The sequence below is a fragment of the Halopseudomonas sp. genome, from assembly GCF_038130085.1.
GTDB lineage: Bacteria > Pseudomonadota > Gammaproteobacteria > Pseudomonadales > Pseudomonadaceae > Halopseudomonas.
This window is the reverse complement of the sequence record NZ_JAYPMU010000009.1, coordinates 143,728-154,436: the sequence shown is the minus strand read 5'-3', so window position 1 is coordinate 154,436 and position 10,709 is coordinate 143,728. Positions and strand designations below refer to the sequence as shown.

The window sequence follows — 10,709 nt, the reverse complement described above, 5'->3', positions numbered from 1 at the left end:
ACTCAGTTGATCGGCGCGGGTGATGCGCAAATCTGATTTGATCAGCGTTTCCCTAGATGAAATCACGTTATCTGATGGTGGCAGCACTGCTTTCGCTGGCGGGCACTGCCTCGGCCAGTAGCTTTGTCGGCACTACCGATGCGATCGGCTCCTCGCTCGCCAACAGCGCCGAGTCGAGCAGTGATGCCAGTACTGGCGGCGACGACAAGGTCGTTCTGCAGGCGCGAGATGATGCTGCCAGCTTTGTCGCCAGTGATGGGGCTATCCGCGGTGTGCATCTGGAGGCTGCGCTGACGCATTTGCGGGCTCGACAGCCGGCGACGCTGGCCACCGACATGCAGTTGGCCGAGGATATTCTGGCCCGTTGAACATGGTTCTGACCGGCCTGCCGTGTCGGTTTGTCGTGCTGCTGGCGCTGGTCTGGAGTGTGCAGATCTGCGCCGCCTTGCGACTGGAGCCAGAGCTGGCAGGGCTTACCGCCCAGCAGCAACGCTTTACACATGACCTGCTCAGGCAGATCGACGAGCGCCTGCCGCCGCTACTGAAGCAGCAACTTGACCAGACTGTCAGTGTGCGCTGGGCAGACGACCTCAATCCGCGCGTAGTGGGCCGCGCGACCTTTGATCATGAAATTCTGCTGAACGCGCGCCTGCTGGATGATGAGGATGACGTGCTGGCGCAGCGTACCCTGGTGCACGAATTGGCGCACCTCTATGATCGGCTGGGGCCGGTCGGTCTCGACTGGCGCTGTGCTGCGCGGATGCAGACCCAGGGGCCAATAGGGCTGCCGCCTCACTGTCGCGGGCAGACCGAACGGCGCTTTCGATTGCGTGATGATCCGCGACTGCTGGATCTGGCTGGTTGGCCTGAGCGGGTGGGTAGCCGCGGTGGGCGTGAGCGCGAAAATCGCCAGCTGCTGCGCTCACCTGATGCCTACGAGTTAAGCAGTCCTGCCGAGTTCACAGCGGTTAACGCCGAGTATTTTCTGCTCGACCCGAGTTATGCGTGTCGGCGGCCGGCACTCTATCGGTTCTTTGTTGAGCACTTTGGCTGGGCGCCGTTCGATACCCGCTGCGCGGATGCCTATCCTTACCTGAACGCGGGTGCCGACAAGCAGCAGTCGCTGCTCGGCTGGCTTGACCCCGAGCGGGTCTACGCGGTGCATTATTTGTTGGCGGAGCCGGAGCAAACCCTGGCCAGTCGCTGGGGGCACAGTATGCTGCGCTTGGTGATCTGTGCGCCGGGGCGTCCTCGTGGGCCGGACTGTCTGCTCGATCTGGAGCAGGATTTGGTGTTTTCGTTCCGGGCCTACGTCGACGATGTGCAGTTGTCGCACTGGGATGGGCTGGTAGGAGAGTACCCGTCGCGGCTGTTCATGCTGCCGCTCGCACAGGTAGTCGACGAGTACACCAAGCTGGAGTTGCGCTCCCTGCGCTCGGTACCGCTGCAGCTGAGCCGCGCCGAGATTGAAGGTGTGGTGCTGCAGGCTGCCCAGCTGCACTGGGGATACGACGGGCGTTATTTTTTCATTGGCAATAACTGCGCCGTCGAAACGCTCAAGTTGCTGCGTACTGGTAGTCGCAGCGCGCGCCTGGTTGATCTCGAAAGTCAGACCCCAATCGGCTTGCTACAGTTGCTTGAAGCGCGAGGGTTGGCAAACTCCAGCGTGCTGGTTGATGCGACCGAAGCGTTGCGCCTTGGCTATCGGTTCGATTCTTATGCTGAACGCTATCGCTCCATATTCGCGTCCTTGCGGGAGCGGCTAGGACTGCAGGTCTCGGATTTCGAGCAGTGGCTGGCGTTGTCTCCTGATGCGCGTGCGCGGTGGTTTGCTCAAGCTGATTTGCGTTCGACTGCGGCGTTATTGCTGCTTGAACAGGCAGCATTGCGACGGCAGCTTCTTGAGGCGCAGCACACCCTGAAGGTGCGTTATCTGCGCGGCACCGATAGGGAGGAGAGTGTGCGCGCCGCTGGAGAGCTGGTTGGTACACTGCTGCGTGAACGCGGTTTTCTCAGTCGTCCGGCGGATTTGCTGGGCGCGGGCTATGGTCTGCCGCAGCCAGCAGAGTGGCAGGCTTTGAGTCAGCTCAGCGAACAGCGCAAGGACGTGTTGCTGGGGCTGGAAGACAAACTGGAGGCAGTGTTGCCCACGCTGCTGTCGGTCGAGCAGCAACAACGCCTGGCGGCTGGGCAGGACAATCTGGAACGGCTGCAGGAGCAGGTTCGTCGACTGAAAAGCGTTGAGAGATAACCGGGAGAGGGTGTGCTGAAATCCATTCGTTAAAAACGAATGGTGCCCCGAGGGAGAATCGAACTCCCACTCTGTCACCAGAAACGGATTTTGAATCCGCCGCGTCTACCAATTCCGCCATCGGGGCAATGCAGGTGCGTACGAGCGTACGCTGGCTGGCGCGGAGTATACGGAGCACATGCGCCTGAGGTCAATCCTGTACGTAGTCGGCCCGCATCGCGGCGGCTGCCGTTTTCCGCTACTATAGCGGCCTTTCCCCAGTAACTCCGGACTTCCTCTCTGCATGCGTCTCAGTGACTTTCATTTTGACCTGCCTGATGAGCTGATCGCGCGTCATCCGCTGGCCGAACGCCGTGGCAGCCGTCTGCTGTGTCTCGATGGCCCCAGCGGTGCTCTCGCGCACCGTCAGTTTGTTGATCTGCTCGACTATCTGCGCCCGGGCGATCTCATGGTGTTCAACAATACCCGGGTAATCCCGGCGCGCCTGTTCGGCCGCAAGGAGACCGGCGGGGCACTGGAAGTGCTGGTCGAGCGCGTGGTCGACGAGTTTCGGGTGCTGGCGCATATTCGGTCCAGCAAGTCGCCCAAGCCGGGCAGCCGGATTCTGATCGATGGCGGCGGTGAGGCCGAGATGGTCGCCCGCCATGATGCGTTGTTCGAGCTGCGTTTTGCCGAGCCGGTACTGCCGCTGCTGCAGCGGGTGGGGCATATGCCGCTGCCGCCCTACATCGACCGTCCGGATGATGAGGCTGATCGCGAGCGCTACCAGACCGTCTACGCCAAGCGCGAAGGCGCAGTGGCGGCGCCGACTGCCGGGCTGCATTTCGATCGGCCGCTGCTCGACGCCATCGCCGAACTGGGCGTGCAGACGGCTGAGGTCACCCTGCATGTCGGCGCTGGTACCTTTCAGCCGGTGCGGGTCGATAAGATTGAAGAGCACGTCATGCATCAGGAGTGGCTGGAAGTTACGCCGGAGGTGGTTGCTGCCGTCGAGGCCTGCAAGGCACGCGGTGGGCGTGTCATCGCGGTTGGTACCACCAGTGTGCGCTCGCTCGAATCGGCCGCCCGCGATGGTGTGCTCAAGCCGTTCAGTGGCGACACCGATATCTTTTTGTATCCGGGCAAGCCGTTTCATGTGGTCGACTCGCTGGTGACCAATTTCCATCTGCCCGAGTCGACGCTGCTGATGTTGGTGTCGGCTTTCGCTGGCTATCCAGAAGCCATGGCTGCCTACCGCGCAGCGGTGGCCGAAAAGTACCGCTTTTTCAGTTACGGTGATGCGATGTTCATCACCCGCAATCCTGTCCCGACCGGGCCTGAGGTGTCGTCATGAGTCACATGTCCTTTGAATTGCTAGCCACCGACGGCAAGGCGCGCCGTGGTCGGCTGACCTTCCCCCGTGGTGTGGTGGAAACGCCGGCTTTCATGCCAGTGGGTACCTACGGCACGGTGAAGGGCATGCTGCCGCGCGATATCGAAGCTATCGGTGCGCAGATTATCCTCGGCAACACCTTTCATCTGTGGCTGCGCCCCGGCACCGAGGTCATCCGCAAGCACGGTGACCTGCACGATTTCATGCAATGGCAGGGGCCTATTCTGACCGACTCAGGCGGCTTTCAGGTGTTCAGTCTGGGTGCCATGCGCAAGATCAAGGAGGAGGGGGTTTACTTCTCCTCGCCGGTTGATGGCGCCAAGGTGTTCATGGGGCCGGAAGAGTCGATGCAGGTGCAGCGGGCGCTGGGTTCGGACATCGTCATGATCTTTGACGAGTGCACCCCTTACCCGGCGGACGTCGACACCGCGCGTCGCTCCATGGAGCTGTCGCTGCGCTGGGCCAAGCGTTCCAAGCAGGCGCACGGTGACAACCCGTCGGCGCTGTTCGGCATCATTCAGGGCGGCATGCATGAAGAGCTGCGCCTGCGTTCGCTGGAGGGGCTGAGCGAGATTGGCTTTGACGGCCTGGCCATCGGCGGTCTGTCGGTCGGTGAGCCGAAGGAAGAAATGATTCGTGTGCTGGACTTCCTGCCGGGCCACATGCCGCCGGAAAAACCTCGTTACCTGATGGGGGTAGGCAAGCCGGAGGATCTGGTGGAAGGTGTGCGCCGCGGGGTGGACATGTTCGATTGCGTTATGCCCAGCCGTAATGCGCGCAACGGTCATTTGTTCACCGAGGCGGGCGTGATCAAGATTCGTAACGCGGTGCATCGCCATGACGAGTCACCGCTGGATCCGGCCTGTGATTGTTATACCTGTCAGCACTTCTCTCGCGCCTATCTCCATCACCTGGACAAGTGCGGCGAAATGCTCGGCAGCATGCTCAATACCATCCATAACCTGCGGCATTATCAGCGGCTTATGGCAGGTTTGCGCGGTGCCATTCAACAGGGTACATTGACCGCCTTTGTGGAAAACTTCTACGCCAAACTGGGCCGGCCGGTACCGCCGCTGGAGTCCTGAGTGCGTGGGGTGTGCGGAGCCGATCAGCACGCCCCCTGCGCTTGAATAGTGTCCGAAGCGCCCCCATAACCGATTTTTCGCAGTTCAATAACAGGAGCGTCACATGAGCTTTTTCATTCCCGCCGCCATGGCACAGTCTGCAGGCGGAGCCGCACCGGCGGGTACCGGTTTTGAGTGGATCTTTCTGATCGGCTTCGTCGTCATCTTCTATCTGATGATCTGGCGTCCCCAGGCCAAGCGTGCCAAAGAGCACAAGAATCTGCTGGCCGGCCTGTCTACTGGTGATGAAGTGGTAACCGGTGGCGGTATCCTGGGCAAGGTCAAGAAGGTCACCGACGAATTTGTCGTACTGGAAGTTGGCGAAGGCCAGGAACTGAAGTTCCAAAAAGGCTCCATTGTAGCTGTCCTGCCCAAGGGCACGCTGAAAGCCATCTAATCCTCGTGTAGACCCAGATCCGGGCGCCAATCAGGCGCCCGGACTGCTATCAGGCTCTGATATGCTCAACCGTTATCCCCTCTGGAAATACCTGCTGATCGTGGCCGTGCTTGCACTCGGCGTGATCTATGCACTGCCCAATCTCTATCCGGACGATCCAGCCATTCAGATCTCCGGGGCCAGCTCTACCCAGGTAATCGAACAATCCGACCTTGATCGCATCGAGCAAGCGTTGGCGGTGGCCAATCTGCCAACCAAGGGTACTGAGTTGGGTGCCAATGGTCGTTCGGGTCTGGTGCGCCTGGTCAATCGCAGCGATCAGCTCAAAGCGCAAGACGTCGTCCGCGATGCGCTTGGTGCTCGCTACGTTGTGGCGCAGAACCTCGCGCAGACGACACCGGACTGGCTGTCGAATATTGGCGCTGGTCCCATGACGCTGGGTCTGGACTTGTCGGGTGGTGTGCACTTCCTGCTGCAGGTCGACATGGACAAGGCGATCGAGTCGCGCGTCAATGTCTACCAGAGCGAGTTGCGCGGCCTGATGCGCACCGAGGGTATTCGTTATCGCAGCCTGCCGACTCAGGGCAACATGCTGCAGTTTGGTTTTGCCGACGAAGAGCAGCGCAGCGAAGCGCGCCGCCTGATTGCCGGCAAGTACAACCAGTTCGTGACGACCAATGCCGAGATCAAGGATCAGGCTGTGCTGCAGCTTACCCTCTCCGAGGCTGAGGTGGCGGCCATTCGTGACTACGCGGTGCAGCAGAACCTGACTACCGTACGTAACCGGGTCAACGAGTTGGGTGTGGCCGAGCCGCTGGTGCAGCGCCAGGGTGCCAATCGCATCGTGGTTGAGTTGCCGGGTGTGCAGGATACTGCGGAGGCCAAGCGCGTCCTGGGCAAGACCGCCAACCTCGAGTTTCGTCTGGCTGCCGAACCGGACGCGCCGCGCGCGACTACCGAGTCGTTCGCGTTCCGTAGTGCCGAGGGTCGCACTGCCGACGTTGAGCGCAGCATCATCATTACCGGTGACCAGGTTACCGACGCGCGCTCCAATTACGACGAGAATGGTCGTCCACAGGTCAATATCAATCTCGATAGCCACGGCGGCGAGCTGATGAACCGGGCGACCCGCAGCAATATTGGTCGTGGCATGGCGGTGCTCTTTATCGAGCAGCGTCAGGTTAACCGCAAGGTCATGCAGGAAGTCGACGGCGTGATGCAGGAAGTCGAGATTCCGGCTTTCGTTGAAGAGAAATCGATCATCAGCCTGGCAACCATTCAGAGTGCGCTGGGTAACCAGTTCCGTATCACCGGCCTGGATTCTCCAGCCGAAGCCTCGGAGCTGGCGCTGCTGTTGCGTGCTGGTGGTCTGGCGGCACCGATGCACTTCGTTGAAGAGCGCACAATCGGCCCGAGCCTGGGTGCCGAGAATATCGCCAAGGGTGTGACTGCCACGCAGGTCGGCTTTGCTCTGGTGCTGGTGTTCATGGTGCTGGTCTATCGTGCTTTTGGTGTGTTCGCCGGCATCGCTCTGAGCTTCAACCTGGTGCTGCTGCTGGCGCTGATGTCGCTGCTTGGCGCCACGCTGACCCTGCCGGGTATCGCCGGTATCGTGCTGACCCTAGGTATGGCCGTTGACGCGAACGTGCTGGTCTTCTCGCGTATCAAAGAAGAAATTGCCAATGGCATGTCGCCGCAGCGAGCGGTGCATGAGGGCTACGACAAGGCCTTCTCGGCAATCGTTGACGGTAACCTGACTACCTTGCTGGTCGGTGTGATTCTGTTTGCCATGGGCTCAGGCCCGATTAAGGGCTTCGCTGTCACCCTGTCGCTGGGGATCTTGACCTCGATGTTCAGTGCGATCCTGGTGACTCGCGCGATGGTCAACCTGTCCGTCGGCGGTCGCGACATCAAAAAGCTCTGGCTGTGAGGAATCACTGATGAATATTCGTAAACCCATTAATTTCCTCCGCCTGCGCAAATTGTTCTTCGTGGTTGCGGTTGCGCTGATGCTGGCGTCTATCGGCAGTCTGGCGGTGAAGCAGCTGAATCTGGGGTTGGACTTTACTGGCGGTGCGCTGGTTGAGTTGAACTACAGTGAGGCGGCTGACCTTGAAGCGATTCGCGCTACCCTGCGCGAAAACGGCTGGGGTGACGCTGTTGTGCAGAACTTTGGCGCGTCCACTGATGTTCTGATTCGTCTGCCGAGTGAGGACCCAAACCTGGGTAATCAGGTCGCTCAGATGATCAAGACGGCCGATGGCGGTGATGTGTCGGTCAAGCGGGTTGAGTTTATCGGGCCGCAGGTGGGTGAAGAACTGCGCGATCAGGGTGGTCTGGGCATGCTCGTCGCCATCGGCGGCATCCTGCTCTACGTCTCTTTGCGCTTCCAGATGAAGTTTGCTGTAGCGGCTATTCTGGCGCTTGTGCATGACGTCATCTTCACGCTGGGTGTGTTCTCGTTCTTCAATATTTCCTTCGATCTGACGGTGTTGGCGGCAGTGCTGGCGGTCATCGGTTACTCGCTTAACGATACGATCGTGGTGTTCGACCGGGTTCGGGAGAACATGCGGTTAATGCGCCAGACCGAGCTGACCGACATCATCAATATTTCCACGACCCAGACCTTGGGGCGTACCTTGGCCACGTCGTTCTCGACCATTCTGGTGCTATTGGCGCTGTTCTGGTTTGGTGGCGAGAACATTCATGGTTTTGCGACGGCGTTGCTGATCGGTGTTGGTGTGGGTACGTACTCCTCCATCTACATCGCTGGCGGCCTGCTGGTAACCATGAGGCTGACGCGTGATGATCTGATCCCGCCGCAAGTGGAAGAGGCGGTCGACGATCGTCCCTGATACGCGGTAAAGCTGGCTTGTCGAGCTGGCGATAAACGGAAACCCCGGCCTGTTCAGGTGCGGGGTTTCTTTTTGTCTTTGCGTAAGAGGGAGAGGCAGGACATAAAAAAGCCCGCACCGGAGGCCGGGCGGGCTTTTTTGTGCGAGGTGCTGATCAGGCCTTCATGTTAGGCGTGAGGTGCGGCTGAATGGCGGTCAGCACGGCCTTGAAGCACTTCGGGTTGCCAGCGACGATCTGTCCCTTGTCGAGGAACTGGTGGCCACCGCTGAAGTCGCTGACCAGGCCGCCTGCTTCTTGAATCAGCAGGGCGCCGGCGGCCATGTCCCACTCGGCCAGGCCGAACTCCCAGAACGCATCGAAGCGGCCTGCTGCAACGTAGGCCAGGTCGAGGCTGGCAGCACCGGCGCGGCGGATGCCTGCAGTCTGGCCGACCAGGCTGCGGAACATGCCGAGGTAGTTATCGAGAGAGTCGATCTGGTTTGCGCGGAACGGGAAGCCGGTGCCAAGCAGAGCGCCGTCCAGAGTCTTGCGCGTGCTGACGCGCAGGCGGCGACCATTCAGTGCTGCACCGCGGCCACGGCTGGCGGTGAATTCTTCCTGACGAATCGGGTCGAGAATCACGGCGTGCTCAATGCGGCCCTTGACGCGGCAAGCAATGCTGACGGCAAAGTGCGGCACGCCGCGAATGAAGTTGGTGGTCCCGTCCAGTGGGTCAATGATCCAGACGGTGTCGGCGCCGTCGCCGTGGCCCGGCTGGAAGCCGCTTTCTTCGGCCTGGATGCTGTGATCGGGGTAGGCCTTGCGCAGCTGGCTGATGATGGCCTGTTCTGCGGCGCGGTCGACTTCCGAAACATAATCGCGCGCGTCCTTTTCGTCCACGGCGAGCACATCGAGGCGTTCCATGGAACGGTAAATGAGCTCTCCTGCGCTGCGCGCGGCACGCAGGGCGATGTTCAGCATAGGCTGCATATGGGGTATGTCTCTGTCGGGAAGATGAAAAGCCGGACATTGTAGCAGAGTTAAAAATGAACAGAAATGCATCATGGCTATCGGGACGCAGCTTTTGTAAGATGCAGGGTCCCATTTTTGGCTTGAAGGTGTCGCTGTGCTGAATAACGTGCGTGTGGTGTTGGTCAACACCAGTCATCCTGGCAACATCGGCGGCGCTGCGCGGGCCATGAAAAATATGGGGTTGACCCAGTTGGTGCTGGTCGATCCCGAGCGCTTCCCCGATCCGGATGCGGTCTCTCGTGCCTCAGGCGCGGACGACGTGCTGGCTAATGCAAAGATTGTTGCCACGCTGGAAGAGGCCATTGCCGATTGCTCGCTGGTGCTGGGCACCAGTGCGCGTGACCGGCGGATTCCCTGGCCGGTGCTGGACCCGCGTGAGTCTGCCGACAAGGTATTGGATCAACTTGAGCAGGTTCCGGATGCGCAGATTGCGCTGGTGTTCGGGCGCGAGGATTCCGGGCTGACGACGGATGAGCTGCAGCGCTGCCAGTATCACGTACACATTCCCTCAATGCCGGACTTCAGTTCGTTGAATCTCGCGGCGGCTGTGCAAGTGTTGGCCTATGAGCTGCGCATGCAGGGTCTGCAGCGCGAGGGTGCGCCGACCAAGATGCACAAAGTTGAAACGACAGCCGTGTTCAATGAAATTCCGGCGACCGCGGGCGAGCTTGAGCAGTTTTATCAGCATCTTGAGCAGGTGCTGGTTGAAATCGGCTTTCATGACCCTCAAAAACCACGGCAGCTGATGCCGCGCTTGCGCCGTCTGTACGGGCGGGTCCATTTGAATCGAATGGAAATGAATATCCTGCGCGGCATCCTGACCGAAACCCAGAAGGCCGTCGGCGTCAAAGCAGCCGGCGAGCGGAGATCCTGACCATGTTTGATCGCATGAAAGAAGATATCGCCAGCGTATTCCATCGTGACCCTGCCGCGCGCAACACGCTGGAAGTGCTGACCTGTTATCCCGGCTTGCATGCGGTCTGGTTGCATCGGGTGTCTCACGCCCTGTGGGTGCGTCGTGCTTATCTGTTGGCGCGGATGCTGTCCCACTTCGCGCGCTGGCTGACCGGGATTGAGATTCATCCTGGTGCCAAGATTGGTCGTCGTTTCTTTATCGATCACGGCTTTGGGGTCGTGATTGGGGAAACCACTGAAATCGGTAACGACGTCACGCTCTATCAGGGTGTGACCCTGGGTGGCACCAGTTGGGATCAGGGCAAGCGCCATCCGACGCTGGAAGACGGCGTTGTTGTGGGAGCAGGTGCCAAGGTGCTTGGGCCGTTCACTGTTGGTGCTGGCGCCAAGATTGGCTCCAACGCGGTAGTGACCAAGGCTGTGCCGGCGGGTGCGACAGCGGTCGGTATTCCCGGTCGGATCATTCCCAAGGAGCCAGAGCCGTCCGCCGAGTGCGAGCAGCAGGCTAACCGTCAGGCGATGGCTGAGAAGCTTGGCTTTGATGCCTACGGTGTCAGCCGCGATATGCCAGACCCGGTGGCGCGTGCGATTGGTCAAATGCTGGATCACATGCATGCAGTGGACAGCCGACTCGAAGGGATGTGCAAGGCCCTGAGCGAGTTGGGTAGTGACTATTGCGCTAAGGAGCTGCCGGCGCTCGGTGGCGAAGATTTTGAGTTGCTCAAGGATGATGAGACTGGCGCGGTAGCCACAGATACTGCCGCCGAGAAACCTTGAGGAAGT

10 protein-coding genes and 1 tRNA gene are annotated in these 10,709 nt (G+C 60.1%); 9 read left to right on the top strand and 2 right to left on the bottom strand.

What is annotated here, in order from left to right; all coding sequences use genetic code 11:
* The first annotated feature begins 56 nt into the window (after positions 1 to 56).
* Complete coding sequence (locus tag AAFM31_RS09225) at positions 57 to 368, top strand: DUF2388 domain-containing protein (protein WP_341707622.1); 312 nt, start codon at positions 57 to 59, stop codon at positions 366 to 368.
* Between the two features lie 2 nt (positions 369 to 370).
* The gene (locus tag AAFM31_RS09220) at positions 371 to 2,251 is read left to right on the top strand and encodes a DUF4105 domain-containing protein (RefSeq protein WP_341707629.1); all 1,881 of its coding nucleotides are present in this window, start codon (positions 371 to 373) and stop codon (positions 2,249 to 2,251) included.
* A 40-nt stretch (positions 2,252 to 2,291) separates the two neighbouring features.
* Here AAFM31_RS09220 and AAFM31_RS09215 read toward each other — a convergent pair.
* Positions 2,292 to 2,378 (bottom strand) — tRNA-Leu (locus tag AAFM31_RS09215).
* 156 nt (positions 2,379 to 2,534) lie between these two features.
* Here AAFM31_RS09215 and queA point away from each other — a divergent pair.
* From queA to secF, 5 genes are all read left to right on the top strand, one after another.
* Positions 2,535 to 3,584, top strand: coding sequence for a tRNA preQ1(34) S-adenosylmethionine ribosyltransferase-isomerase QueA (queA, locus tag AAFM31_RS09210; RefSeq protein WP_341707621.1), 1,050 nt, complete (start codon positions 2,535 to 2,537; stop codon positions 3,582 to 3,584).
* 5 nt (positions 3,585 to 3,589) lie between these two features.
* Complete coding sequence (gene tgt, locus AAFM31_RS09205; RefSeq protein WP_341707628.1) at positions 3,590 to 4,708, top strand: tRNA guanosine(34) transglycosylase Tgt; 1,119 nt, start codon at positions 3,590 to 3,592, stop codon at positions 4,706 to 4,708.
* 103 nt (positions 4,709 to 4,811) lie between these two features.
* On the top strand, positions 4,812 to 5,144 hold the full coding sequence (gene yajC / locus AAFM31_RS09200) for a preprotein translocase subunit YajC (RefSeq protein WP_341707620.1): 333 nt from the start codon (positions 4,812 to 4,814) through the stop codon (positions 5,142 to 5,144).
* A 61-nt stretch (positions 5,145 to 5,205) separates the two neighbouring features.
* Positions 5,206 to 7,074: a protein translocase subunit SecD gene (secD, locus tag AAFM31_RS09195; RefSeq protein ID WP_341707619.1), complete on the top strand. Its 1,869-nt coding sequence runs from the start codon at positions 5,206 to 5,208 to the stop codon at positions 7,072 to 7,074.
* 10 nt (positions 7,075 to 7,084) lie between these two features.
* Positions 7,085 to 7,999: a protein translocase subunit SecF gene (gene secF / locus AAFM31_RS09190; RefSeq protein WP_341707618.1), complete on the top strand. Its 915-nt coding sequence runs from the start codon at positions 7,085 to 7,087 to the stop codon at positions 7,997 to 7,999.
* A 154-nt stretch (positions 8,000 to 8,153) separates the two neighbouring features.
* On the opposite strand, the gene suhB is transcribed toward secF, so the two are convergent.
* Positions 8,154 to 8,969: an inositol-phosphate phosphatase gene (suhB, locus tag AAFM31_RS09185; protein WP_341707617.1), complete on the bottom strand. Its 816-nt coding sequence runs from the start codon at positions 8,967 to 8,969 to the stop codon at positions 8,154 to 8,156.
* Between the two features lie 136 nt (positions 8,970 to 9,105).
* On the opposite strand from suhB, the gene trmJ reads away from it, so the two are divergent.
* Both trmJ and cysE read left to right on the top strand, forming a co-directional pair.
* Positions 9,106 to 9,885 carry a tRNA (cytosine(32)/uridine(32)-2'-O)-methyltransferase TrmJ gene (gene trmJ / locus AAFM31_RS09180; protein ID WP_341707616.1) on the top strand — a complete coding sequence of 260 codons (780 nt, stop codon included), beginning with the start codon at positions 9,106 to 9,108 and terminating at the stop codon, positions 9,883 to 9,885.
* A gap of 2 nt (positions 9,886 to 9,887) precedes the next feature.
* Entirely contained in the window at positions 9,888 to 10,703 is an 816-nt protein-coding gene (cysE, locus tag AAFM31_RS09175) for a serine O-acetyltransferase (RefSeq protein ID WP_341707615.1), read from the top strand.
* Positions 10,704 to 10,709 lie beyond the last annotated feature (6 nt).